The organism is Pseudomonas sp. BN415 (assembly GCF_029871195.1).
Lineage (GTDB): Bacteria > Pseudomonadota > Gammaproteobacteria > Pseudomonadales > Pseudomonadaceae > Metapseudomonas > Metapseudomonas resinovorans.
In genome coordinates this window covers 65432-89847 of the sequence record NZ_SSOK01000052.1, presented here as the reverse complement: position 1 = coordinate 89847, position 24416 = coordinate 65432, and the positions used below count along the sequence as shown (strand labels likewise).

Genomic DNA, 24416 nt, shown 5'->3' with positions numbered 1-24416 from the left:
CCGAAGCCGCCTTCAGTCGCGCATTCAAGCGCTGCCATGGCATGGCGTCCGGTGCTGCAAGGCATGCCACGAAAATCGATCGGTAAAATCTCCGGGCTGCGAATTATTTACATTTGATTTACAAATGCTAATTGTTACCATTCGTTCCTTTCCGCAAAAACAAAACAAGGAACTCGTGGTGGCTAGAAAGCGTATTGCCCCGGCATCTCTGCCGATGCTGGGCCTGCTAGTAATTCCCGCAGTCCAGGCTGAAACCAAGGAAGCGTTGGCTATACCGGCAACCTCGGTGACCAGTGCCTACGAGCAGCAAAGCTACAAGGCCACCGAGAGCCGTAGCGCGCTGAAGATCGACGCGCCACTGCGTGACATTCCCCAGACCGTCAACGTGGTGCCCGAGAGCGTGATCAAGGACCAGGGCGCCCAGTCCATGGAAGACGTGCTGAAGAACGTTCCCGGCATCGGTCTTTCTAACGGTGACGGCCAGCGCGACCAGGTCACCATTCGTGGCTTCAGCGCCATCGGCGATATGTTCGTCGACGGCATCCGTGACGATGCGCTGTACTTCCGCGATCTTTCCAACATCGAACGCGTCGAAGTCATCAAAGGCCCGGCTGCCGTACTCTACGGGCGTGGATCTTCCGGCGGTCTGATCAACAGTGTGAGCAAGAAACCCGGTTTCGATCCCAAGCAGGAGCTGGGCGTGAGCTTCGACAGCGAAGGCAAGCGCCGCACCCAGTTCGATGCCGGCTGGGCCGACCCGCAGCAGCGCGACAAGGCGTTCCGCGTTACCGGAGCGTTCGAAGACAGCGATACCTTCCGCGATGACGGCTACATCGACCGCAAGGCGATTGCGCCGTCCGCCTTCTTCAAGCTGTCCGATGACCTGGAACTCAACCTGGGCGCAACCTACCTCTATGACAAGCGCCTGATCGACTTCGGCATTCCCGCTCGCGGTGACCGCCCGGTACACGTCGACCGCGAGAAGCGCTTCGGCTCGGGCGACGCGGATCAGGACTACGCCCGCAGTGAAGTGTTCTCCTTCACCGCCGGCCTGGACTACCGCATCAACGATGACCTGACCCTGAGCAACACCACCCGCTACTACCGCTACGACCTGGACCGCAACAACACCCTGGCCGACAGCAGTGCGACCCGCTTCGTCACTGCGCCCAATGGCGAGCTGCTGGTGAAGCTGAACCGAGGCAACGTGGCGCGTGATGAATACGGTGTGTTCAACCAGACCGAACTGAAGCAGCAGGTGCAACTGGCCGGGATGCAGCACAGCCTGCTCTACGGCGTCGAACTGGGCCACCAGGACAAGTACCAGCGGGTGTTCAGCCAGAGCAACGTAGCCCAGGTGCCGGTCTACCGCGACGCCCTGGTTCCAGTGCCGGAACACGCTAGCACCTTGTCCTCCAAGGGCACCAACTTCCAGGACACCGCCGGCTTCTACGTGCAGGACATGATCGAGCTGAACTCGCAATGGAAGGCGCTGCTTGGTGTGCGCTACGACATCTTCGGCCAGGAGTACGACGATGATCGCCTGGCCAACGTCGACCTGGACCGTACCGACAAGACCTGGAGCCCGCGTGCCGGCCTTGTGTTCCAGCCGGATCAGATCCAGTCCTACTACGTCTCGGTGAGCCGTGGTTATCAGCCATCGGGCGAAGTGTTTGCCCTGGCGCCGAGCAACCAGCACCTCGAGCCCGAGGAAACCACCAACTACGAAGTAGGTGCCAAGTGGGACCTGCTCGACAACCGCCTCTCGGTCACCGCCGCGGTGTTTCGACTTGAGCGCACCAACATGAAGACCACCGACCCGACCACCAACCTGACGGTGCTCGCCGGTGAGCAGCGCACCGATGGTTTCGAGGCCACCTTCAGCGGCCAAATTACTGAAAAATGGAATGTGTATGGTGGCTACGCATACCTGGATGCAGAAATCACCAAGTCCACCAACAAGACCAACGGCGTGCCCAACGAAGGCCAGACCCCGACCTTGACTCCGCGCAACAGCGCCAACCTCTGGGTAGTGCGTACCCTGATGCCGGAGTGGCGCCTGGGCATGGGCGCCAACTACGTGGATGACCGCTACACCGCACTGGACAACAAGGTCGTGATGCCCAGCTACACGACCTTCGACGCAGCGCTTCTCTACGGCGTGCCGCAATGGGACATGGCGCTGCGTCTGCACAACGTGTTCGATCGCGACTACTACGCCTCGGCCCATGGCTCGGTGGACCTGATCACCCCCGGTGCACCGCGCACCCTGGAGCTCAGCGCCAACTATCGGTTCTGATCGCGCAGTGAATGAAAGCGCTCGGCTAGTGCCGAGCGTTTTTCTTTCTGGGGACGCAGATTGGCGCTGTGCCAATCCCTTTCGCGAATGAATTCGCTCCTACGGGGCAGACATTCGGCCTGCTTGGCGATTGAAATGGCCCCGCACGATCGACTCAATTCGCCTGCAGCTTCTTCAACGCCTCGCAGCTCGGTGCGTACTGCTTGTCGCATGCGCTCTGGAACAGGGCTCGGGCCTGATAAGGGTCCTGCTTGAGGCCTTCGGCGCCCTGGGCGTACATGCTGCCGAGCACGTGCTGGGCCATGGCGTTGCCGGCGGCAGAGGCCTGGCTGAGGTACTTGTGCATGGCGCGCTGGTCGGCGAATGCGGGGTCGGCGCGGCCCGTGTAGAGGAAGGCGAGGCTGAAGGACGATTGGGCATGCCCCTTGTCAGCGGCCTGCTTCCACCAGTATTCGGCCTGCTTGAGGTCCTTCTGCGGCTTGCCGACGAAGTAGAGGCTGCCGAGTTGGTACTGGGCGTCGAGGTCGCCGCGCATGGCCTGTTGGCGAATCCGCTCGAACTCGCTGGTCTGCTGGTCCTGCGGCGTGGTCGCGGGGGCCTGGGGTTGGCCTGCGGGCGGTGGGGCGGCGGGCGGGGTGGGTTGCTGCTGTTGCTGGGTGCAGGCGCCGAGCAGGACGAGCGTAGCAACGCAGATGAGACGCGGCAGAGCGCGTTGAGTGGACATGGGCTGATCTCTCCCTTGCAGAACAGGGAGGAGGGTAGTTGCATCCACCGGCTGCGTCATCCGTCCAGTGGGCGCGAATTCATTCGCGAAAGGGCCGTGCAGCGGCCCAGTCGGTGTTCGGCGGCGCACCACACCTTTGCTGCCGTCGACGAAGAAAGTGCATGGGGGGCGCCCCTCGACTCATGCGGAAAAACCGGGTATCAAGCCAAAGATATTTGCGCTGGAGTCACGAATGAAAACCACCCTGGACGAGCTGCAAGCCTTCACCGCCGTGGTCGACACCGGCTCCATCACCGCTGCCGCCGAGCAACTGGCACAGACCGCCTCCGGGGTCAGCCGCGCCCTGAGCCGGCTGGAGGACAAGCTCGACGTCACCCTGCTGCGCCGCACCACCCGCCGCCTGGAACTGACCGAGGAAGGCGAGGCGTTCCTGGTCCAGGCGCGGCGCATCCTCGCCCAGGTGGAAGAAGCCGAAGAGCAGATGGCCTTGCGCCGGCAGAAACCGGCAGGACGCCTGCGCGTCAATGCGGCTTCGCCCTTCATGCTGCATGTGCTGGTGCCGCTGGTGGCGGGATTTCGTAAGCGTTACCCGGAGATCGAACTGGAGTTGCACAGCAGCGACCAGATCATCGACCTGATCGAGCATCGCACCGATATCGCCATCCGCATCGGCACCCTGCGCGACTCCACCCTGCATGCCCGCCCCCTGGGCAGCAGCCGCATCCGCGTGCTGGCGAGCCCCGCCTATCTCAAGGCCCATGGCACGCCGAAAAAAGTGGAAGACCTGCAACGTCACGACCTGATCGGTTTCACCCAGCCGGAAAGCCTCAACCAGTGGCCCCTGCGCACTGTGGTGGAGGATGACGTGCAGATCGAGCCGTCGATCAAGGCGTCCAGCGGCGAAACCTTGCGCCAGCTCGCCCTGTCCGGTTCAGGCATTGTCTGCCTGTCGGATTTCATGACTCAGCAAGACCGCGCCAGCGGCAGCCTGGTGCAGCTTCTGGCTGCGGACACCCTCGAAGTGCGCCAGCCGATCAATGCCGTGTACTACCGCAATACCGCACTGGCCTCGCGCATCGCCTGCTTCCTCGACTATGTGGCGGAGGGCCTGAAGCAGCAGGAGTGGTCCCGGCGCTAGTGTGGCAACGCCGCAGGGCGGACCATCAGTTGTCTGTAATTTCATTCACTCGTTCGCCTTAATACCGCTGATTCAGGCGCTATTCTGTTTTTATGTTGTTTATTTTGAACAAAAGGCTTGGCTTCGTGAATTTCATTGTGTAGATTTTCATGAAATTTCAAAGTGAAAAATTCACGAGGCACCCATGTTCAAGCAGTCCGCCCAGCATGTCGGCACCTACTACGCCCGCACCTATCCCGGCAGTATTCCCCTGCGTCCGAGCCAGGCCGGCAGCGAGGAGACCGATGTCCTGATCATCGGCGCCGGTTTCAGCGGGCTGCACACGGGCCTGCGTCTGGCCGAGGCCGGCAAGCGTGTGACCCTGCTGGAAGCCAGCCGCGTGGCTTGGGCCGCTTCGGGGCGCAACGGTGGGCAGGCGCTGCTGGGCTGGTCCTGCGATATGCCGCCGCTGGAGAGGGCGCTGGGCCTGGAGCGTACCCGCCGGTTGTGGGACAGCATGCGCTGGGCCGCCGACGAAATGCGCGAGCTGCCGGTCCGCCATGGCTTCAATGTGGACTACCGCGTCGGCAGCCTTTGGACCGCCGTGATGGAGCGCCGGGTGAAGTTCCTCGAAGAAGCCCAGGCCGACGCTATCCATAAATGGGGTTACGACAAGATGCGCCTCATCGGCCGTGACGAACTGGGTGAGTGGATCGACAGCCCGCGCTACCAGGCTGCGCTCTACGACCCGGAAGCCGCCCACCTCAACCCGTTGAAGCTGGCCCAGGGCCTGGCGTCCGCCATCGAAGCCCGTGGCGGACGCATCTACGAGCAGAGCCAGGTGCTGGAATACCGTGAAACGTCTTCCGGCTATGTGGCCCGCACCGCCCAGGGCGAAGTGCGCGGCAGCACCCTGGTGATGGCCTGTAACGCCTATGTCGACCGTCTCGATCGCCAACTCTCCAGCCGCCTGCTGCCGGTGGGCTCCTACCAGGTCGCCACCGCGCCGCTGGACCCGGAACTGGCGCGCTCGCTACTGCCGAAGAACAGCTGCGTGATCGACAACCAGTTCGTGCCGGACTACTTCCGCCTCACCCCCGACAACCGCCTGCTTTTCGGTGGCGGTTGCACTTACCTGGGCGGCCTGCCCAAGGACGTGCCCGCGGCCACCCGGCCCTACCTGGAGCGCGTGTTCCCGCAGCTCAAGGGCGTGGACATCGAGTTCGGCTGGGGCGGCCATATCGACGTCAGCATGAAGCGCACCCCGGATATCGGCCGCGAAGGTTCGCGTTACTGGCTCCAGGGCTTCTCCGGTCACGGCATCCTGCCGACCCTGGCCGGCGCCAAGGCGGTGAGCGACGCCATCCTCGGCAACGACGACCTGCTCGATCTGTACCAGGCCATCGGCAATCCGCGCTTCCCGGGCGGCTCGTTGCTGGCCGCGCCCCTGGAAGCTGCGGGCAAGGCCTATTACCGCCTGCGGGATGTGATTTAAGGTCGCGCCATTCGAGTACGACCGGAGCGTTCCAATGGACAAGCAAGACGAAATTGAAAGCCTCGCGATCCTGATTCGCGACCTGCGCAAGCACAAGAACGTGACCCTGGGAGACCTCGCCGCGCGCATCGATCGCTCGGTGGGCTTCCTCTCCCAGGTGGAGCGCGGGCTCTCGCGTCCGACCGTGGCGGACCTCACTTCCATCAGCGAAGCGCTGGGCGTGCCCACCACCTACTTCTACAACCTGAGCAAGCCGCGCGAGACGCCCTGGGTCACCCGCCCTGGCGAGCGCCGCACGCTCTATTACGCCGGCGGCATCACCGATGTGCTGGCCTCGCCCACCATGTCCGGCGGCTTTTCCATGCTCGAAAGCCACCTGGCACCCGGCGCCACCAGCGGCGAAGGCCACCTGGACGACAGCTCGGAGCAGGGTGGCTTCGTGCTCGAAGGCGAGCTGACCGTCTGGTACGGCGAAAACGCCGAGCCGGTCACCCTTTATCCCAATGACAGCTTCCAGCTGCCGCCCCATGCGCAGTTCCGCTACGCCAATCTTTCCGACAAACCAACGCGAGTCTTATGGGTCTTCACCTGAAGCCCCGGCTCGCAGGACCGCAGTGATGACAACAACAAACCAGTACCCCGACCTGCTCAGCGAAGTCCGCGCCTTCCGTGCCCAGTACCCGGAAGTCCGCTATGTCGACCTGATCTGCCTGGACATTCCCGGCCACTTCTACGGCAAGCGCTACCCCGTGGAGATGGTGGAGAAAGTGGCCGCGGGCAGTCCGCTGAAAGTGCCGCAGAACTGCGTACTGCTCGGTACCCAGGGTGGGCTCTACCCGATTGGCGACTACTGCTTCAACGATGGCGACCCGGATGCGCCGCGCCGCTTGGTGCCCGGCACCCTGAAGCCGGTGCGCTGGGAGAAGGAACCCCTGGGGCAGATGCTCATCACCTCCGACGGCACCGAAGCGCCCATCGAGTTCGAGCCGCGCGAAGTGCTGGCGCGGGTCCTGCAACGCCTGGAAAAACGTGGCATCCGCCCAGTGGTGGCCTTCGAGCTGGAGTTCTACCTGTTCGACCGCAAGCTGCAGGATGGCCTGCCGCAGTTCCCCCGGGACCCGCTTTGCGACGACGAAGACGACCAGCCGAACATGCACATCGAGCGCCTGTCGCGTTTCTCCTCGGTGCTCCACGAGATGGTCGAGGCGGCCAATGAACAGGGCGTCGCCGCCAACGTCATCACCGCCGAACTCGGCCCGGGCCAGTTCGAGATCAACTTCGGCCACTGCGACGACGGCCTCCAGGCCGCCGACTGGGCCGCTCTGTTCTGCCGCAGCACCCGTGGCGTGGCGATGAAGCACGGCCACCGCGCCAGCTTCATGAGCAAGCCCTACCTGAATGCGCCGGGCAGCGGTATGCACGTGCACGTCAGCCTTTACGACCGTGACGGCAATAACCTGCTGGCCGCCAACGAGCAGCGCCCGCTGCGCCACGCCGTGGCCGGCTGCCTCGACTTGCTGCCGTACTGCATGCCGATCTTCGCCGCCAACCACAACGCCTTCCGCCGCTACGGCGCCATGGTCAACGCCGCCAGCCGTGCCAGCTGGGGCTTCGAAGACCGCGATGCGTGCATCCGCATTCCCGAGTCCGATGGCCGCAACCTGCGCATCGAACACCGCCTGGCCGGCGCAGACGCCAACCCCTACCTGGTGCTGGCCGCCATCCTCACCGGCATGGAGCACGGCCTGGACGCCGCCCGCGAGCCCATCGCGCCGCTCAACGAAGACCGTTCCAGCGGCATCGACTTCCCCACGGATATGCTCACCGCCGTGACCGCCATGCGCAGCCACCCCGACGTGAACGAAGGCCTGGGCAGCGAATTCGTGATGGTCTACTGCGAGAACAAGCGCCAGGAATACCTGGACTTCATGAACGAGGTCAGCGCGCGGGAATACCGCTGGTACATGTGATCGCCTGAGTCCTCCTCTCCGGCAGACGCAGGGTGGAAATCGCCTTTCATTTCCACCGTCCAGTGTTCGGCCTGGGTACGGATGGTGGACCGGTGAAGCGTGGTCCACCCTGCGACTGCCCGGGAGCTGCTCCGAGAGTCACCCCTCTCCGCTTCAAGGAGAGGGGACGGGCGAGCCGAACGCCTGCAGCAGATCCTCCACGAACGCCAGCTGCGCCTCGCTCGGCTGGCGCCCGCGATGGCTGCTGAGGTGGAACTGCACGCGATAGCCGGTCTCCTCCGGCAGCAGCGCCTGCAACTGACCGGCTGCCTCCCAGGGCGCAGCGATGTGCTCCGGCAGGTAGCCGATATGCGCGCCCGACAGGATGAAGGCCAGGCTGCACTCCACCTGTTCGGTGCGCGCACTGCTTGGGCCGCTCTGGAAGGGCTGCCGCGCCTCTTCGAAACGGTAGGGGTGATGCACCAGGTCGCAGTCGGCCAGGTCGTCGAGACTGACCTGGCCGCGTCCGAACAGCGGATGCCCGACACCACAGAACAACCGTTGTTGCTCGCTGAACAGCGGCTGGTAGTCCAGCGCCGCCTGGGTGCCCGAGAAGTAGCCGATCGCCAGGTGCAGCTGGTCTTGCAGCAGGCGCCGTTCCAGCTCGGCCGGCATGGCACTGATCAGCTCGAACTGCACGGCCTGGTTGCGCTGACGGAAGCGCCCGATGGCCTCGCCCAGGCGTTGCAGCACCTGGTTGTCGAGGGCTTCGGAAAGGCCGATGCGCAGTTCCCCCAGGAGCAGGTCGGCCATCCCCTGCGCCTCGCCCTTGAAGGTCTCGATGGCGCCGAACAGCTTGCGCGTGGCGGCCAGCACCTGCTCGCCCTTGGGCGTCAGGCGAAAGCCCGCCTTACCGCGCTCGCAAAGGCGAAAGCCCAGGCGCGTCTCCAGCTTGGCCATCTGCGTGCTGATCGTGGACTGGCCAATGCCCAGCTCGCCCTGGGCGGCGCTGAAGCCGCCGCTTTCCACCACCGTGACGAAGATGCGCAGCAGTTGCAGGTCGAGGTCATGGAGCTGGCTGAGCATGGCGGCACCAAACATTGATAGATGTAGATGCCAAAGTAGAACACTTCATATTTATTCAAAGCAAAGCCGGGCGCAGCATGGCTCCACCTGATCCCTTCCAGGAGCCCACCATGCGTTTCCCCTTGTTGCTTGCCGCCCTGTTCACCTGCGCCTTGCCCGTGCAAGCCGAAGACAAGGCACTGAACCTCTACAGCTGGTCCGCCTACATCCCGGAGAAGGCCCTGCAAGGCTTCAAGACTGAAACCGGCATCGAGGTGAAGTACGACATCTTCGACAGTGCCGAAGCCCTGGACGCCAAGCTGCTCACCGGTGGCAGCGGTTATGACGTCGTCTTCCCCGCCAGCAGTGGCCTGGCCCGCGCCATCCAGGCCCAGGCGGTGCAGCCGGTGCAGCGCGAACGGCTGAAGAACTTCGCCAACCTCGACGCCGAGCTGCTGGCAAAGCTGGCCACCGTCGACCCGGACAACCGCTTTGGCGTGCCTTATACCTGGGGCACCGTGGGCCTGGGCATCAACCAGGAGGCTGTGGCCAAGCGCATTCCCGATGCACCGCTGAACAGCCTCGACCTGCTGTTCAAGCCCGAGTACGCCAGCCGCCTCAAGGATTGCGGCATCGCCGTGATCGACTCGCCGCAGGAGGTCATCAGCGTCGCGCTGCATTACCTCGGCAAGGCCCCTTACAGCACCGACAAGGCCGACCTTGCGGCCGTGCAACAGCTCTTCGCCGAGCTGCAACCGAACGTGCGCTACGTCGGCTCCGGCAAGCACATCAACGACCTGGCCAAGGGCGAGATCTGCCTGGCGCTGACCTACAACGGCGACGCCGCCATCGCCGCCGACCAGGCGCGGCAGGCGCAGATGCCCTTCGAGGTGATCTACCGCATCCCCCGTGAAGGCACGCTGATCTGGTTCGACACCATGGCCATTCCGGCAGACGCTCCGCACCCCGAGGCGGCTCACGCCTTCATCGACTACATGCTGCGCCCCGACGCCATTGCCGAGCTGACCAACAGCCAGTTCTTCGCCAATGCCAACAAGGCTGCCAATCCGCTGCTGACACCGGAGGTGGCCGGCGACCCGGACATCTACCCGAGCAAGGACGTGCGTGATCGCCTGTTCGGCGAGCAGATCCAGTCGCTCAAGGACCAGCGTGCGCGCACTCGCCTCTGGACTTCGTTCCGTACTCAGTACTGAGTCGCCTTCAACCACCCTCATCTGATCGCAGCCCGCCCCCCTCTCCCAAAGCGAGAGGGGCATTGGAGACCAATGATATGGACCACGCCTTCGACAACGACCAGGCCATGACCCGCGACAGCCTGTACGGCACCGCAGCCGAACCCACCTATGCGGGCATCACCAGCTTCATGCGCCGCCGGTACAGCCGTGAACTGCGCGGCGTCGACTTGGTGGTGAGCGGGGTGCCTTTCGACACCGCCACCACCAACCGCCCCGGCAGTCGCTTCGGGCCGCGCGCCATTCGCGCTGCCTCGGTGCAGATGGCCTGGGCGCGGCATTACCCCTGGGAGTTCGATCCCTTCGACCACCTGGCGGTGATCGACTACGGCGACTGCGCCTTCGACCACGGCACTCCGCAGGACACGCCGGAAATCATCCAGGCCCATGCCGCGCGCATCCTCGAATCCGGCGCGGCGATGCTCACCCTGGGCGGCGACCATTTCATCAGCTACCCGCTGCTCAAGGCTCACGCGGCCAAGCATGGTCCGCTGTCGCTGATCCACTTCGACGCCCACAGCGATACCTGGCCGGACGAAGAAGTGAAGCGCATCGACCACGGCACCATGTTCTATCACGCAGCCCGGGAAGGCCTGGTGGACCCGTCACGCTCGGTGCAGGTGGGGTTGCGCACCACCAATGACGATGTGATGGGCTTCCAGGTGCTGGATGCCCGCGAGGTACACCGCCACACGCCCGAGCAGATCGCCGAACGTATCCGCGCGCGGGTGGGCGACAACCCGGTGTACCTGACCTTCGACATCGACTGCCTCGACCCGGCCTTCGCCCCTGGCACCGGCACCCCGGTGTGCGGTGGCCTGTCCAGCCACCAGGCGCTGGAAATCCTCCGTGGCCTGCGCGGCATCAACCTGGTGGGGATGGACGTGGTCGAAGTCGCGCCACCCTACGACAACGCCGAAGTCACCGCCCTCGCCGGCGCCACCCTGGCGATGGAGATGGTTTGCCTGTACGCGGCGCGGCACAAGTTGGGGATCAAGTAAGCGGCGTCCAGCCGGGTGGACCATCAGGCTGAGGTACGAAACCCATCGCAACCAAGTTGATGGGTTTCGCTGCGCTCAACCGCATCCTACGAACCGGTGGCACCTCACCACAACGCCAGGGTGTAGCTCAGGATCAGCCGGTTCTCGTCGATGTCGCTGCCGAAGTTGCTCCGCGTGCTCGCGTTGCGCCACTTCACGCCGAGGTTCTTCAGCGGTCCGCTCTGCACCACGTAGGCGATGTCTGTGTTGCGTTCCCACTCCTCGCCTTCACCAGCGGCGCCGCGCAGGTCGACGTTGTCGCCTGACAGGTAGCGGGTCATGAAGGTCAGACCGGGGATGCCCAGGGCCGCGAAGTTGTAGTCGTAGCGAGCCTGCCAGGAGCGCTCGTCTTCGTTGCCGAAATCGTTGATCTGCACCAGGTTCACCAGGTAGGCATCGGTGCCGTTGATGTTGGCAAAACCGGTGTCGCCGCTCATGCGCTGGTAGCCCAGGCCGAAGGCGTGGCCGCCCAAGGCGTAGGTGAACATCGCGCCGAAAGCATCGTTATCCACATTGCTGCCGCCATCGTCGGTGCTGTGCGCCCAGCGGATATCGCTCTTCAGCGACTGGCCTTCGGCGATGGGTAGCAGGTGGTTCAGCGTCAGGTAGTGCTGCTTGTAGATGCCGTCGAGGCCGCCGTAGTGGTAAGCGCTGCTGAGGTTGGGCGTCCACTTGTAGGTCGCACCGGCGAAGTCGAATTGGTCGCTGGTTTTTGTCCGGCCCAGGACAATGTTGCGGTTGCCGCCGTTGAACACGGCCATTTCTTCGTTATCAGACGAATTGCGCAGGTTGATGCGGTCGAAACGGCCGAGGTCGAGGCTGAGGTTTTCCACTTCCGCCGAGTTCGCCCAGGCACCCCGGAAGGTTTGTGGCAGCAGGCGGCTGTCGTTGTACAGCGCCACCGGCAGCTTGGGCATCAGGGTGCCGGCCTTAAGGGTGCTCTGCGAGACGCGCAGCTTGGCGGTCAGGCCCAGTTCGCCGTACTCATCCTGCGCGCGATTGGGCCGCTCGCGGTCGGACTTCAGCAGGCCGGTGCCGGTGCGATCCGGACTGGAATCCAGCTTCACACCCAGCAAGCCGAGGGCGTCCACGCCCACGCCGACAGGGCCGTCGGTGTAGCCGGACTCAACGCGCAGCAGGAAGCCCTGAGCCCATTCTTCGGCCTTGCTCTGGGCGGCGCCGTCCTGGCGGAAGTCGCGGTTGAAGTAGAAATTGCGCAGCTCAAGGCTGGCCTTGGAGTCCTTGATGAAGTCGGCGCTGACCGGGCCGCAGAAGGTCAGGGCAGTGACGCCGCAGAGAGCGAGGCTGAGGGTGTTGCGATCCATGTGTTTTCCTCTTCTTGTTGTTGTTCAGGCACAGCGATACCCGCTCCGGCGCGAAACGCCGAAGGCGGAAGAGACAGAAAAAGACGCGGACCCAGGACGGGCCCGCGTTATCACGCACAATCTTTACGGGGCGATCAGCTCACGCAGCCCGATACGCCCCTCTCGGAACAGCCGCGCATCCATCCGCTTCGGTTCGCGCACGATGGGTCGGAAATCCATGCGGGCCAGGATGTCCCGCTCCAGGTCCACACCCGGTGCGATCTCGATCAGCTCCAGGCCCTCAAGGGTCAGGCGGAACACACAGCGCTCGGTGACGTAGAGCACCGGCTTGCCCGATTCGGCAGCAAGCCTTCCGGCGAAGGTGCGGTGTTCCACTTCCTGGACGAACTTGCGCACCTCGCCCTCCTGCACGATGCGCAGGGCGCCATTCTCGATGCGGATGTCCTGCGCGCCGGCACTGAAGGTGCCGACGAAGACCACCGCCTTGGCATTCTGGCTGATGTTGATGAAGCCGCCGGCGCCCGCCAGGCGAGTGCCGAACCGGGACACGTTGAGGTTGCCCTCGGCGTCGGCCTGGGCCAGGCCGAGGAAGGCGATATCCAGGCCGCCGCCGTCGTAGAAGTCGAACTGGTAGGGCTGGTCGATCAACGCGCTGTGGTTGCTCGCCGCGCCGAAGTCCAGGCCCGAGGCGGGCACGCCACCGATCACGCCGGGCTCGGCGGTCAGCGTCAGCAGGTCGATCACGCCTTCCTCGGCGGCCACGGCGGCTACGCCTTCGGGCATGCCGATGCCGAGGTTGACCACTGCACCCGGCGGCAGCTCCAGGGCGGCGCGGCGGGCGATCAGCTTGCGCAGGTCGAGCGGCATGGGCGTCAGGCTGTCCACCGGCACCCGCACCTCGGCGGCGAAGGCCGGGTTGTAGGTGGTGGCGAAGGTCTGCTGATGGTTTTCCGGGCGGGCCACCACCACGCAGTCCACCAGAATTCCTGGGATCTTCACGTCGCGCGGGTTCAGCGAGCCACGGGCCACCACGCGCTCCACCTGGGCGATCACCAGGCCGCCGGAATTGCGTGCGGCCATGGCGATGGCCAGGCTCTCGATGGTCAGTGCCTCGCGCTCCATGGAGAGGTTGCCGTCTTCGTCGGCGCTGGTGGCGCGGATCACTCCGACGTGGATCGGAAAGGCCTTGTAGAACAGGTAGTCCTCGCCCTCGATGGGCATGCGTCGCACCAGCTCCTCGGTGGTGCGCGCATTCAGCTTGCCGCCGCCGAACACAGGGTCGACGAAGGTGCCCAGGCCGACCTTGGACAATTGCCCCGGCTTGCCTGCCGCGATATCGCGGAACAACTGCGAGATCACACCCTGGGGCAGGTTGTAGGCCTCGATGCGGTTATCCACAGCGAGCTTCTGCAAACCCGGCACCAGGCCCCAGTGGCCACCGATCACCCGGCGCACCAAGCCCTCATGGGCCAGGTGGTTGAGGCCGCGGCCCTTGCCGTCGCCTTGCCCGGCGGCATACACCAGGGTCAGGCCCTGAGGCGCCTGCTCGGCGGCGAAGCGCTGTTCCAGGGAGATGGCGATCTCTTCGGCGAAGCCGATGCCGACGAAACCGCCCGTGGCCAGGTTGGCGTTATCCGGGATCTTGGCGACCGCATCGGCGGCGCTCATCACTTTGCTCATGGTGTTCCTCGAGCTGTTGAATCTCAGTTCAGGGTGCAGCTTTTCCTGTGGGGGCGATTTCAATCGCTAAGGGGCGCGCGGCGGCCCCCAGGGAGCCCGTGGCAGACCTGCGGTCTGCTTCGCGAATGAATTCGCCCCCACATGGCCAGGTACATGCCTGGAGTCTGGGTCAGAAGCTCCCGAACAGGCTGCCCAGGGTGATCACCACCGTCAGGGCCATGAGCGGGAAGATCACGGTGTTCATGAAGATGAATTTGTACGAATCGCGGTGGGTCAGCTTGCAGATGGCCAGCAGCGAGATCACCGCGCCGTTGTGCGGCAGGGTATCCATGCAGCCGGAGGCCATGGCGGCAACGCGGTGCAGCAGCTCAGGGCTGATGCCGGCGGCGTTGGCCATTTCCAGATACTGGGCGCCGAGGGTCTTCAGCGCGATGGACATGCCGCCGGAGGCCGAGCCGGTGATACCGGCGAGGATGTTCACGGCGACGGCTTCGGACACCAGCGGGTTGCCCGGCACGCTGAGCACCAGGTCGCGGATCACCACGAAGCCGGCGAGCGAGGCGATCACTGTGCCGTAACCCACTTCGGACGCGGTGTTGAGGATCGGCAGCATGGAGCCGAAGGTGCCGTCGTTGAGGCTCTGCTTGAGGTCGGTCCAGCGCTTCCAGTGCAGGCCGATCAGCAGCAGCACGGCGGCGCTGAGGGCGACGATGATGGACCAGATGCCGATCACCGACTTGGCGTCCTGCAGGCCGCCGAACTCGGGCTTGGCCAGGAAGCTGGTGTCGACGTTCGGCAGCACCTGCTTGGCCATCAGGAAGTTGAGGACGATCACCAGCAGGATCGGCAGCAGCGCCAGCCAGAAGCCAGTCGTGGGTACGCCAACCTGCTCCGTCGCCTCATTCTTGTGTTCGCCGTAGCCTTCGCCGGCCGCCATCAGCTTGCGGGCCTGGGCGCTCAGCCACCAGCTGCCGAGGACGAGCATCATCAGGCCGCCGATCAGGCCGAGAATGGGCGCGGCAAAGGCGTCGGTGCCGAAGAAGGGGCTGGGGATGGCGTTCTGGATGGCCGGGGTTCCGGGCAGCGCGGTCATGGTGAAGGTGAAGGCGCCGAGGGCAATGGCACCCGGCAGCAGGCGCTTGGGAATGCCCGCCTCGCGGAACAGCGCGGTGCCGATGGGGTAGACCGCGAATGCCACCACGAACAGCGACACGCCGCCGTAGGTCAGCAGGCCGCAGGCCAGCACAATGGCCAGGATGGCGCGCTCGCGGCCGAGCTTGGCAACGATGCCGTGGGCGATGGCGCGGGCCGAGCCTGAGTCGTCCATCAACTTGCCGAAGATGGCGCCGAGCAGGAACAGGGGGAAGAACTGGATCAGGTAGCCGCCCAGGGACTTCATGAAGACCTGGGTGTAGGTCGGCAGCATCAGCGCCGCGTCGCCGGCGAAGAGCACCGCCAACAGGGCCAAGAGGGGCGCGAGGATCAGTACGTTGATGCCGCGGTAGGCGAGGTACATCAGCAGAGCGAGAGAAATCAGGATACCTAGGGTGCCCATGGGGACTTCCTTCTTGTTGTTGTTTTCCGCCGCATCGAGGCGGCCGGTGGCGGGCCATTGTGCGGCCCATGGCGCTCTTACAGCGAAAGCTGTGCCAAGTGCGGTGAAAAGCGTGCCAATGGCTCTGGGGCGGGGCCTTCATGGCTGAGAGGGGTATTTCGCGGGGAAAGCCGATGTCTATAAATCTGGACATTGCCCAGAAAACTGGACGCCCCGTCAAGGAGGTGTCCAATCGAATGGACAGCTGCACTGCTCAACCTACAGAAATAGCCCCTACAGTCCGTGCACCTGCAACTTGTTGTACAGGCTCGCCCGAGCGATGCCGAGGCGCTCGGCCGCCTGGGTGCGATTGCCGTTGCAGGCGGCGAGGGCGGCGAGGATGGCCTGGCGTTCGGCGGCGGCCACGCTGTCGGCCAGGTGGCGAATCTCGCCGCTGGCAGGCGCTGGTGCGGGTGCCGAGGGTGCAATGGCAGCGCCGGCTGGCAGCGGGTCTACCAGCAGTGGGCGCAGGGCGCTGGTGCTAAGTGGGCTGGCATCGCTGCTCATCTGCGCGCGCTCCAGCAAGTTGCGCAGCTCGCGCACGTTCCCCGGCCAGGGCTGGGCCTGGAGCAGGTGCAGGGCGTCGTCGGCCAGCTCCAGGGGAGGCTGGCCGGAGCGGCTGGCGATGTCGTCGAGCAGGTGTTCGATCAGCGCTGGCAGGTCCTCGCGCCGTTCGCGCAAGGGCGGCAGGCGCAGGGCCAGGACGTTGAGCCGGTAGTAGAGGTCCTCGCGGAACTGCCCGGCGGCCACCTTGGCTTCGAGGTCCACGTGGGTGGCGGCGATCACCCGCACGTTCAGCGCCTTCACCTGGTTGGAACCCAGCGGCTCCACCTCCTGCTCCTGTAGCACGCGCAGCATCTTCGCCTGCAGCGGCAATGGCAGGTCACCAATCTCATCGAGGAACAGCGTGCCGCCGTCGGCCAGTTCGAACTTACCGGCTCGGGCGCGTTTGTCGGCACCGGTGAAGGCGCCGGGCGCGGTGCCGAACAGCTCGGCTTCCACCAGGGATTCGGGAATGGCCGCCACGTTCACCGCCACGAAAGGCCCGTTGGCCCGCAGCGAGAGGTTGTGGATGCCCTGGGCGAGCAGCTCCTTGCCCGTGCCGGTTTCACCGCGCAGCAGCACCGTGGCATCCAGTTGCGCGGCGCGGCGGGCCTGGCGTTTCACCTCGCTGGCGGCGGCGCTGGTGCCGATGAAGCCGGCGATGGTGTAGCGCGCGCGGCGGGCCCTGGCCAACTCGCGCTGGGTGGCGGCCAGCTGGGTCTGCAACTGGTTGTACTTGGCCATGACCGGCTGCAGGTGGCGGGCGCGGTCGAACAGCACGAAGCCCAAGGCGCCGACCAGGGTGCCGTCCTCGTCGCGCAGGGGAATGCGGGTGACCACGAAGTGCTCATCGCCAAAGGCCATCAGGTCGAGCATGCTCGGCTGGCCGTTCTGCACCACTTCGCGCAGGCGGCTGGCCGGCAGGACTTCCTCGATCTCCCTGCCGAGCACGCTGCGTGGGTCCGTGATGCCGACTTTCTCGGCGTACTTGTCGTTGATCCAGACGATCCGCGCCTGGCGATTCACCGCAATGGTGCCCTCGCACTGGGCGTTGAGGTGATCGAACAACAGCGGCATGGCCACTTCGCGGAACCGTTCGGGAGAGACGCCGATGACCAGACCGTTCTGGTCGATGTCTTCGCTGGCGATGGGCATGGCAGGGGCATCCGGCTGAAACATCAGGCAGCGATTATGGAGGTGCGCCCGATGAACGCCTAGCCTGTACGAAGGTCGGTAACCAGGCGTACGGCATTTCTCACAAGGAGCTTCACATGGACCTTATCCGCATCCTCATCGCCATCCTCCTGCCACCGCTGGGTGTGTTCCTCCAGGTGGGCTTCGGCGGTGCCTTCTGGCTGAACATCCTGCTCACCCTGCTGGGCTACATCCCCGGCATCGTCCACGCGGTATACATCATCGCCAAGCGGTAGGAAGGGACAGGCGGATCACCATTTATGGGTTTCGCAAGCTCTACCCGTCCTACGCACTGAACCTCAGCGTTCTTCTTAGGATGATGTAGAGCGGAGCGAAACCCATCGAGCGGCGTCAGTCCACCAGCTTGATCAACAGGATGCCGGCGGTGACCACGCAGGCCGCGAGGATGCGGCGGATGCCGAACGGCTCCTTGAACACCAGGCTGGCGATGATGGCGGCGATGATCACGCTGCTTTCGCGCAGGGCGGCGACCTTGGCCACGTTGTCCAGGGTCATGGCGAACAGCACCAAGCCGTAGGCCACGCAGTAGTTGAAGCCGCCGAACAGGCCGATGCGCCAGTTGTCGCGAGCGAAGCGCAGCACCAGCGGGCCGCGGCGCACCCAGGCGAGCAGCGGGATGGTCATGCTCTGCATCAGCGTCAGGTAAACCACGAACTGCAGCACGCTGTCGGCGCGGCGCACGCCCTGGGCGTCGATCAGCGTATAGAGCGCCACCCCGGCACCGGCCAGCGCCGCGCAGCCCAGCGCCTTCAGCGCCCGGGACTCCAGGCGGGTGGAGAGCAAGCTGAGGATGCCGACCGAGATCAGCACCACGCCCAGCAGCATGGCGCCGGACAGGTGTTCGCCGAACACCAGCCCGGCCGACAGCGCCACCAGCAGCGGCGGCAGGCCGCGCACCACCGGGTAGACCTGGCCGAAATCGCCGTACTGGTAAGCGCGGATCAGCAGCAGGCGGTACAGGGTGTTGACCACCACCGACAGCCCGATCAGCCCCCAGACCGCCAGCGGCGGCGGGCTCACCAGGGGCAGCAGGGCGATGCTGAAACAGAAGGCCACGCCATCCACCAGCGCCATCGACGAGAGGCGGTCGCTGCCGGATTTGATCACCGCGTTCCAGGCCGCGTGCATCAGTGCGGACAGCAGCACCAACAGGGTGGCGAGATCGGTATCGGTGAGCACGGCGGGCTCCGGTAATGGCGGGATAGATGCGGGCTAGCGTGCGGCTTCATTGTTCCATCATTCAAATCGTTTATCGTTATCCGTCGAATAAGTCCTACTGATGGAGTGGCCATGAACCTCTTCCAGCTCCGCGCCTTCGATGCGGTGGTCCGCGAGGGCAGCTTCACCCGCGCCGCCGAGCGCCTGTGCATCAGCCAGCCAGCAGTAACCGGGCATATCAAGGCGCTGGAGGAGCACTACCAGGTGTGCCTGCTGCGCCGCTCCGCCCGCCAGGTGGAACCGACCGAACTGGGCCGGCGCCTGGCGGCCGTCAGCCACCAACTGTTCGCCCTGGCGGAACAGGCCGAAGACTTGCTGGATACCAGCCAGGCGCTGGAATCCGGGCGCCTGGACCTTGCCGCCGACAGCCCGCACCTGGTGATGCCATTGCTGGCGCGGATGCGCGAGCGCCACCCCGGCGTGACCATCAACCTGCGCCTGGGCAACACCCAGGAAACCCTCACCGCGCTGAACGGCGAGCGGGTGGACCTGGCGCTGATCAGCGACATGAGCGAGCGCCCCGGCCTGCGGCTGCAACCCATTGGCGAAGCGCGCCTGTGTCTGCTGCTGCCGGTGGCGCATCCCTGGGTCGGCATGCGCAAGGACGTGGCCCTGAGTGAGCTGCGCAGCGAGGTGCTGCTGCAACGCGAGCCCGCCTCCCTGACCCGTCGCACCTTCGAAAAGGCCTGCATGGAGCAGGGCCTGGAACTGGGCGCGGCGCTGGAACTGAACAGCCGCGAGGCGGTGATCGAGGCGGTGGCCGCGGGGCTCGGGGTGAGCATTCTCTACTCGCTGGAAGTCCCGCGTGATCCGCGCGTGGCGGCGCTTCCGTTGAAAGGCGAGGGACTGGTCAGCCGGCACTACCTGGCGTGTCTGGAGCGCTATGGGGAGTTGCGCGTGGTGAAGGCGTTTTTTGAGGTGGCCGGCGGCACTGAGCCGGGATTTCCCTCACCCCCGCCCCCTCTCCCGGAGGTAGAGGGGTGACTCGCGCCTGAAATGGCCAGGTCAATTAAGACTTCGTAGCGAAACCTGGCACAAACAATCTCCCCTCTCCCTCTGGGAGAGGGCAGGGTGAGGGTTGTATCAAGCCTGCTCCGGCCAAACCCGTTCGCCAGCCCCCGGCTCATCCTTCCACGCCTGCAACGACCGCGTCGGCAGGTCGAAGTACTCCCGCGTGCGGGCGTAGCCATGCCCACCCATGCGGCCGATGGCGTCGAGGCCGAGCTGGTCGATGTAGAGCGTTTTCGGGTCGATCAGCTCGTCACGCACATGCACCATCAGCACTTCGCCCAGGATTATTTCCCGCGACTGGCCGATGGACAGGCCCATCATTCGCCGGCACTCCAGGGCGACCGGTGCTTCGGCAATGTACGGGCAGCCGACACGGCTTCCGGGCAGTGCAGTGAGCCCGGCGGCGAGCAGTTCGTCGAAGCCGGGTTCGAAGGGCACCGCGCAGACGTTCATGGCTTCCACCAGCGCGTCGGAGACGATGTTCACGGTGAATTCCTGGTTCAGCAGGATGTTGCGCGTGGTGTCCTTCGGCGTCAGGTCGGCGTGGTTCTCCACGCCCAGGGCGAGGAGTGGCGGGTCGGCGGACAGGGCGTTGAAGAAGCTGAAGGGCGCGGCGTTGGCACGGCCTTCGGCGTCCACTGTGGTGACCAGGGCAATGGGCCGGGGCACCACGCTGCCGATGAGGATCTTGTATTTCTCGCGCGGGCTCAGTTGGGCGAAGTCGAAGCTCAGCATGGCGTTCTCTCTTGTTTTTGGTCGGGCTCGCTGGCGAAGGCGCACAGCGGGCGTTCTGCGCTCCAGGCATCGGCGAAGGGAATCGCCGGCTGGAACAGGTCGCGCCAGTCGGGCTGGCCGAAGGCGCGGTCGGCGTGGCTCTGCATCAACTTGTGGTACTGGCGCTGGGCCTGACGCTGCAGGTCGCGATAATCGACGCCGCTGACTTGGCCGCCGTCCATCACGCAGCGGCCGCTGATCCAGCTGGCGATGCAGTCGTCGCCCCGTCCGGCGAGGACGAGGTTCTTCAGTGGATCGAACAGCGGCCCCAGGTGCAGGCCGTCGAGGCTGAACACGGTGATATCGGCGCAGGCGCCCGGTGCGAGCCGGCCCAGGTCGTCGCGGCCAAGTGCACGGGCACCGCCCAGGGTGGCGGCGTTGTAGAGGTCGAGTGCGCTGGTCTGCGCGCTGCCACCTTCCTTGAGCCGGGCGATGTTCAGGCCCTGGCGCATGTTGTCCAGCAGGTCCGCTGGCCAGGTGTCGGTGCCGAGGGCGAAGTTCACCCCGTGGGCACGGTAGCGGCCGAAGGCGTCCAGCGCTTCGCCGTCGCGGGCGAACACGACGGGGCAGTGCACCAGGCTGCTGCCGCTGTTGGCCAGGCGCGCGAGGTCCTCGTCGCCTTCGATGTAGATGCCATGGGGCAGCAGCGTTCGTGGGCCGAGCAGGTCCAGTTCCTCCAGCCAGGCCAGCGGCGCCTTGCCGCGCAGCGTTTTCACCAGCGCCACTTCGCCAGGTCCCTGGCAGCAGTGCAGACGCACCGGGGCGGTCAATTCGCGGCTGAGGGCGACTGTGCGTTGCAGCAGTGCCGGGGTGCAGGTCTGGATGCGGTCTGGCAGCAGGGCGCCGCGAATCAACCCGTTGTGAGCGCCGTCGAAGTCGCGGAAGAAGCGTTCGGCGGCGTCCAGCCCGGCCAGGCCACGGGGTTCGTCCCAATGCTCGGCGAGGCTGCCGTCGGCGCGCAGGTACTGCATGCCGCTCATATAGCAGGGGCCGAGGTAGGTGCGCAGGCCGAGCTCGCCGGCAACACCGGCGACCGCCGCGAACTCGTCGTAGGTTTCGGCCCACTCGCGGTAGTACATGGAGGTGATCGGCATGGCCGTGGTGATGCCGTTGCGGATCAGTTGGGTGAAGGCGTAGCGGTACTTGAAGACTTCCTCTTCGAAGCGGTAGCTCTCCTTCGGCCCGCGGGCGAGGTAGTCCGCCGACCACATGCGGCCCATGGCGGCCTCGTTGCCGTTGTCGAGACACAGCACGGTGGAGTCGAGATCGCCCAGGGCATCGAGGTCGATGAAACCGGGGCCGAGCAGGGCGTTGCCGTAGTCGATCCACTGATCCACCGGGCCGGGAAAGCCCCGGCCGACGAAGAGGATGCGGGTGCCTTCGATGATCACCTCGCCGTCGCGCCAGAGCACGTGGCGAGTGCCATCGAAGCCCACCACGCAACTGGCCTTGAGGCCGATGCGCGGCATGTTCACAGACGGCGCTCCAGTAGGCGCCCCTGGGCTGCTATCAGCTTTCCGGCGCGGTAGACCTGGCGCGTCGGCCGCGCCACCACGGCTTCGCCGACGCTTTGTGCATCCATCAGCAGGAAGTCAGCGCGGGTACCGAGGGTGAGACCGTGTTCCGACAGGCCGAGGGCCTTGGCGCCATTCTGGCTGGCGGCATCGAAGGCGGCGGCCAGCTCGTCGTCCTTGGCGAGGTCGAAGCGGAAGGCCAGCAGCATGGCGCGCTCCAGCATGTCGCCGTTGCCCATGGGCGACCAGGCGTCGCGAATGCCGTCGGAGCCCAGGCAGAGGTTCACGCCGGTTTCGCGCAGGGCGAGGAAGGGCGGCACTGAGCAGTCGGCCGGTGCCGAGCTCATCAGCGAAATATCCAGTGCAGCCAGGCGCTCGGCCAGCGGCTTGACCTGGCTCCAGGGCGCCATGCCCAGGCAATAGGCGTGGCTGATCATCACCCGGCCCTGGCGGTTGAAGCGCTCGGTGTAGTCGGCGATGCGGGCGATCTGCCAGAGGCCCAGCTCGCCCTTGTCGTGCAGGTGGATGTCCACGCCCCGGTCAAACTCGGCGGCCAGGCCGAAGACGATATCCAGCTGGGCGATGGGGTCGTTGTCGATGCCGCAGGGGTCGAGTCCGCCGACGTTTTCCACGCCCAGGCCCATGGCCTGGCGCATCAGCTCGGCGGTGCCGGGGCGGCTGACCAGTCCGGTCTGCGGGAACACCACCAGCTCCAGGTCGATCAGGTCGCGGTAGCGCTCGCGCAGGGCCTGCATGGCCTCCACATGGCGCAGGCCGAATTCGGGGTCAATATCCACATGGCAGCGCATGGTCAGCGAGCCACGGGCGATGCAGTTTTCCAGCAGCGCGCCGGCGCGCTCGGCGATGGGCGCGGTGACCTCGCGCAGCACGCGGCGCTCGTTAGCGATGTAGTCCTTGAGCGTCGGGCCGGCGCTGTTGGGGCGCCAGGGTTGGCCCCAGAGGGTCTTGTCCAGGTGGATGTGGCTTTCCACCAGGGCGCAGGTCATCAGGTGTCCGGCGCCATCGATATCGCCGTCTGTACACGGCGCACCGCTGGCCGGGCGGCGCTCGGCGAAGCGGCCGTGCTGGATGAGGAAGTCTTCAGCCGAACCGCCGAAGGGGCGGACGTTGCGCAGCCAGTAAGTGTCGGTCATGGGGACCTCTCAACGCATGAAAGTGGACGAACGTAGGATGGGTAGAGCTCAGCGAAACCGATGCGGATGGTGCTCGGATCGATGGGTTTCGCTCCGCTCTACCGCATCCTACAAAGGCCAAAAGGCCATCGGACGTGGCTCAGAACGTAGGATGGGTAGAGCCTGCGAAACCCATGCTGATGGTGCTCGGATCGATGGGTTTCGCTCCGCTCCACCGCATCCTGCAAAGGCCAAAAGGCCAAAAGGCCATCGGACGTGGCTCAGGACGTAGGGTGGGTAGAGCCTGCGAAACCCATGCTGATGGTGCTCGGATCGATGGGTTTCGCTCCGCTCCAGCGCATCCTACAAAGGCCAAAAGGCGTCAGCCTTTGAGCTTGGACCAGATGCGGTCCTGCAGCTCGCGGGCCTGGTTGCTGCACTCCTTCTCGGGGCGCAGGCGCTCGGCGTAGGCGTCGGGCATGTTGATGGCGTCCATCACGCGCCACTTCTTATCCAGCAGCGTGTCGCTGTCGATACCGTTGGCATAGGCGATGGCGTTGGACACGGCGGCGGCGTTTTCCGGCTTCATCATCCAGTCGATGAAGACCTTGGCGTTGCCCGGGTGCGGCGCGCTTTTCGGCACGGCGAAGTTGTCCTGGAACATGGCCACGCCTTCACGCGGGTAGACGTACTTGATGGTGCTCTTCTGCAGCGTGGCGCGGGCGGTGGAGCCGTTCCAGTTTTGCATCATGATCACCTCGCCCGAGGCCATGCGGTCCACGGTGTTGTCGGAGCTGTACATCTTCAGGAAGGGCTTCTGCTTCTGCAGCAGCTCGAGGATGCGCTTGGCGTCCTGCGGGTTTTCGGTGCATTCATCCACGCCCAGGTAGTGGCTGGCGGCGTTGATCACGCTGCTCGGCGTATCCAGCGCGGCGAGCTGGCCTTGCAGTTCGGGACGCGGCTCGAAGAACTCCTTCCAGGACTCGTCCAGCTTGCCGCCCGGCACCCGTGCGCTGTCGTAGGAAAAGCCGGTGGTCCCCCAGAGGTAGGGCGCCGAGTATTTGCGGCCGGGATCGAACTCGGGATTGCGGAAGGCCGGTTTCACATGGGCGAAGTTCGGCAGGCTTGGCGCGTCGATTTCCTGCAGGTAGCCCTGCTCGATCAGGGTGCGCATGATCGAGTGCGACGGCACGATCACGTCGTAGGCGGCGCCGCCGGCCTGCAGCTTGGCCAGCAAGGTTTCGTTGCTGTCGTAGCCGTCCATGGTGACCTTGATGCCGGTCTCCTTCTCGAACTTGGCGAGCAGCTCCACTGGGTAGTAGTCGGTCCAGTTGTAGAAGAACAGTTCCTTGGGCTCGTCTGCCTGGGCGCAGGCGGCGGCGAAACAGCCGAGGGTCAGACCGGCTACCCCATGACGCAATGCTTTCAACTTCATTGTTTTTCTCTCCGGTTGAAGAACAGGTTGGG

General features: G+C 65.1%; 20 protein-coding genes. 9 read left to right on the top strand and 11 right to left on the bottom strand.

The features are described from left to right. Positions 1 to 178 precede the first annotated feature (178 nt). Positions 179 to 2299 carry a TonB-dependent siderophore receptor gene (locus tag E8F20_RS12850; RefSeq protein WP_280284050.1) on the top strand — a complete coding sequence of 707 codons (2121 nt, stop codon included), beginning with the start codon at positions 179 to 181 and terminating at the stop codon, positions 2297 to 2299. A 154-nt stretch (positions 2300 to 2453) separates the two neighbouring features. On the opposite strand, the gene E8F20_RS12845 is transcribed toward E8F20_RS12850, so the two are convergent. Beyond that, on the bottom strand, positions 2454 to 3023 hold the full coding sequence (locus tag E8F20_RS12845) for a tetratricopeptide repeat protein (protein ID WP_280284049.1): 570 nt from the start codon (positions 3021 to 3023) through the stop codon (positions 2454 to 2456). 232 nt (positions 3024 to 3255) lie between these two features. Between E8F20_RS12845 and E8F20_RS12840 the strand changes: the two genes are divergently transcribed. The 4 genes from E8F20_RS12840 (at position 3256) to E8F20_RS12825 (ending at position 7605) form a co-directional block, all read left to right on the top strand. Continuing rightward, the gene (locus tag E8F20_RS12840) at positions 3256 to 4161 is read left to right on the top strand and encodes a LysR family transcriptional regulator (protein ID WP_280284048.1); all 906 of its coding nucleotides are present in this window, start codon (positions 3256 to 3258) and stop codon (positions 4159 to 4161) included. Between the two features lie 184 nt (positions 4162 to 4345). Next, positions 4346 to 5635, top strand: coding sequence for an FAD-binding oxidoreductase (locus E8F20_RS12835; RefSeq protein ID WP_280284047.1), 1290 nt, complete (start codon positions 4346 to 4348; stop codon positions 5633 to 5635). 34 nt (positions 5636 to 5669) lie between these two features. Further along, entirely contained in the window at positions 5670 to 6227 is a 558-nt protein-coding gene (locus E8F20_RS12830; protein ID WP_280284046.1) for an XRE family transcriptional regulator, read from the top strand. Positions 6228 to 6252: 25 nt separating this feature from the next. Next, a complete protein-coding gene (locus E8F20_RS12825; protein ID WP_280284045.1) occupies positions 6253 to 7605 on the top strand; it encodes a glutamine synthetase family protein in 1353 nt (450 codons plus the stop codon). 153 nt (positions 7606 to 7758) lie between these two features. Here the strand turns inward: E8F20_RS12825 and E8F20_RS12820 are convergent, their stop codons facing one another. After that, the gene (locus tag E8F20_RS12820) at positions 7759 to 8670 is read right to left on the bottom strand and encodes a LysR family transcriptional regulator (RefSeq protein WP_280284044.1); all 912 of its coding nucleotides are present in this window, start codon (positions 8668 to 8670) and stop codon (positions 7759 to 7761) included. Positions 8671 to 8780: 110 nt separating this feature from the next. Here E8F20_RS12820 and E8F20_RS12815 point away from each other — a divergent pair, with 110 nt between their 5' ends. Further along, positions 8781 to 9863 carry a polyamine ABC transporter substrate-binding protein gene (locus tag E8F20_RS12815; protein ID WP_280284043.1) on the top strand — a complete coding sequence of 361 codons (1083 nt, stop codon included), beginning with the start codon at positions 8781 to 8783 and terminating at the stop codon, positions 9861 to 9863. A 77-nt stretch (positions 9864 to 9940) separates the two neighbouring features. Further along, complete coding sequence (speB, locus tag E8F20_RS12810) at positions 9941 to 10903, top strand: agmatinase (protein ID WP_280284042.1); 963 nt, start codon at positions 9941 to 9943, stop codon at positions 10901 to 10903. 104 nt (positions 10904 to 11007) lie between these two features. Here speB and E8F20_RS12805 read toward each other — a convergent pair whose 3' ends face one another. The 4 genes from E8F20_RS12805 to E8F20_RS12790 all read right to left on the bottom strand — a co-directional run bounded on the left by E8F20_RS12805 (position 11008) and on the right by E8F20_RS12790 (position 17239). Next, positions 11008 to 12267 carry an OprD family porin gene (locus tag E8F20_RS12805; RefSeq protein ID WP_280284041.1) on the bottom strand — a complete coding sequence of 420 codons (1260 nt, stop codon included), beginning with the start codon at positions 12265 to 12267 and terminating at the stop codon, positions 11008 to 11010. A 123-nt stretch (positions 12268 to 12390) separates the two neighbouring features. Next, positions 12391 to 13947: an acyl CoA:acetate/3-ketoacid CoA transferase gene (locus tag E8F20_RS12800; protein ID WP_280284040.1), complete on the bottom strand. Its 1557-nt coding sequence runs from the start codon at positions 13945 to 13947 to the stop codon at positions 12391 to 12393. 169 nt (positions 13948 to 14116) lie between these two features. Next, on the bottom strand, positions 14117 to 15502 hold the full coding sequence (locus E8F20_RS12795; RefSeq protein ID WP_280284039.1) for a GntP family permease: 1386 nt from the start codon (positions 15500 to 15502) through the stop codon (positions 14117 to 14119). A gap of 273 nt (positions 15503 to 15775) precedes the next feature. Then, positions 15776 to 17239 carry a sigma 54-interacting transcriptional regulator gene (locus tag E8F20_RS12790; protein ID WP_280284038.1) on the bottom strand — a complete coding sequence of 488 codons (1464 nt, stop codon included), beginning with the start codon at positions 17237 to 17239 and terminating at the stop codon, positions 15776 to 15778. Between the two features lie 116 nt (positions 17240 to 17355). On the opposite strand from E8F20_RS12790, the gene E8F20_RS12785 reads away from it, so the two are divergent. Then, positions 17356 to 17514 carry a YqaE/Pmp3 family membrane protein gene (locus tag E8F20_RS12785; protein ID WP_003084988.1) on the top strand — a complete coding sequence of 53 codons (159 nt, stop codon included), beginning with the start codon at positions 17356 to 17358 and terminating at the stop codon, positions 17512 to 17514. Positions 17515 to 17629: 115 nt separating this feature from the next. Here E8F20_RS12785 and E8F20_RS12780 read toward each other — a convergent pair whose 3' ends face one another. Then, entirely contained in the window at positions 17630 to 18478 is an 849-nt protein-coding gene (locus E8F20_RS12780) for an EamA family transporter (protein ID WP_280284037.1), read from the bottom strand. A 111-nt stretch (positions 18479 to 18589) separates the two neighbouring features. Here E8F20_RS12780 and E8F20_RS12775 point away from each other — a divergent pair, with 111 nt between their 5' ends. Further along, positions 18590 to 19501 (top strand): LysR substrate-binding domain-containing protein, encoded by a 912-nt coding sequence (locus tag E8F20_RS12775; protein WP_280284036.1) that lies wholly within the window; start codon positions 18590 to 18592, stop codon positions 19499 to 19501. Positions 19502 to 19600: 99 nt separating this feature from the next. Here the strand turns inward: E8F20_RS12775 and E8F20_RS12770 are convergent, their stop codons facing one another. From E8F20_RS12770 to E8F20_RS12755, 4 genes are all read right to left on the bottom strand, one after another. Then, positions 19601 to 20263, bottom strand: a complete 663-nt coding sequence (locus E8F20_RS12770) for a flavin reductase family protein (RefSeq protein WP_280284035.1) — start codon at positions 20261 to 20263, stop codon at positions 19601 to 19603. Continuing rightward, positions 20257 to 21771, bottom strand: a complete 1515-nt coding sequence (locus E8F20_RS12765) for an amidohydrolase family protein (protein WP_280284099.1) — start codon at positions 21769 to 21771, stop codon at positions 20257 to 20259. The genes E8F20_RS12770 and E8F20_RS12765 overlap by 7 nt, the downstream gene beginning before the upstream one ends. A gap of 2 nt (positions 21772 to 21773) precedes the next feature. Beyond that, positions 21774 to 22970 carry an amidohydrolase family protein gene (locus E8F20_RS12760; RefSeq protein ID WP_280284034.1) on the bottom strand — a complete coding sequence of 399 codons (1197 nt, stop codon included), beginning with the start codon at positions 22968 to 22970 and terminating at the stop codon, positions 21774 to 21776. 361 nt (positions 22971 to 23331) lie between these two features. Next, entirely contained in the window at positions 23332 to 24384 is a 1053-nt protein-coding gene (locus tag E8F20_RS12755; protein WP_280284033.1) for an extracellular solute-binding protein, read from the bottom strand. Between the last annotated feature and the right edge of the window lie 32 nt (positions 24385 to 24416).

Bases quoted from the DNA above. Each gene is read 5' to 3' on its own strand.
- E8F20_RS12770 (WP_280284035.1), bottom strand. From the start codon at position 20,263: ATGCTGAGCTTCGACTTCGCCCAACTGAGCCCGCGCGAGAAATACAAG.
- E8F20_RS12800 (WP_280284040.1), bottom strand. From the start codon at position 13,947: ATGAGCAAAGTGATGAGCGCCGCCGATGCGGTCGCCAAGATCCCGGAT.
- E8F20_RS12790 (WP_280284038.1), bottom strand. From the start codon at position 17,239: ATGCCCATCGCCAGCGAAGACATCGACCAGAACGGTCTGGTCATCGGC.
- E8F20_RS12820 (WP_280284044.1), bottom strand. From the start codon at position 8,670: ATGCTCAGCCAGCTCCATGACCTCGACCTGCAACTGCTGCGCATCTTC.
- E8F20_RS12795 (WP_280284039.1), bottom strand. From the start codon at position 15,502: ATGGGCACCCTAGGTATCCTGATTTCTCTCGCTCTGCTGATGTACCTC.
- E8F20_RS12835 (WP_280284047.1), top strand. From the start codon at position 4,346: ATGTTCAAGCAGTCCGCCCAGCATGTCGGCACCTACTACGCCCGCACC.
- E8F20_RS12765 (WP_280284099.1), bottom strand. From the start codon at position 21,771: ATGCCGCGCATCGGCCTCAAGGCCAGTTGCGTGGTGGGCTTCGATGGC.
- E8F20_RS12830 (WP_280284046.1), top strand. From the start codon at position 5,670: ATGGACAAGCAAGACGAAATTGAAAGCCTCGCGATCCTGATTCGCGAC.
- E8F20_RS12815 (WP_280284043.1), top strand. From the start codon at position 8,781: ATGCGTTTCCCCTTGTTGCTTGCCGCCCTGTTCACCTGCGCCTTGCCC.
- speB (WP_280284042.1), top strand. From the start codon at position 9,941: ATGGACCACGCCTTCGACAACGACCAGGCCATGACCCGCGACAGCCTG.
- E8F20_RS12825 (WP_280284045.1), top strand. From the start codon at position 6,253: ATGACAACAACAAACCAGTACCCCGACCTGCTCAGCGAAGTCCGCGCC.
- E8F20_RS12785 (WP_003084988.1), top strand. From the start codon at position 17,356: ATGGACCTTATCCGCATCCTCATCGCCATCCTCCTGCCACCGCTGGGT.
- E8F20_RS12755 (WP_280284033.1), bottom strand. From the start codon at position 24,384: ATGAAGTTGAAAGCATTGCGTCATGGGGTAGCCGGTCTGACCCTCGGC.
- E8F20_RS12805 (WP_280284041.1), bottom strand. From the start codon at position 12,267: ATGGATCGCAACACCCTCAGCCTCGCTCTCTGCGGCGTCACTGCCCTG.
- E8F20_RS12845 (WP_280284049.1), bottom strand. From the start codon at position 3,023: ATGTCCACTCAACGCGCTCTGCCGCGTCTCATCTGCGTTGCTACGCTC.
- E8F20_RS12760 (WP_280284034.1), bottom strand. From the start codon at position 22,970: ATGACCGACACTTACTGGCTGCGCAACGTCCGCCCCTTCGGCGGTTCG.
- E8F20_RS12840 (WP_280284048.1), top strand. From the start codon at position 3,256: ATGAAAACCACCCTGGACGAGCTGCAAGCCTTCACCGCCGTGGTCGAC.
- E8F20_RS12775 (WP_280284036.1), top strand. From the start codon at position 18,590: ATGAACCTCTTCCAGCTCCGCGCCTTCGATGCGGTGGTCCGCGAGGGC.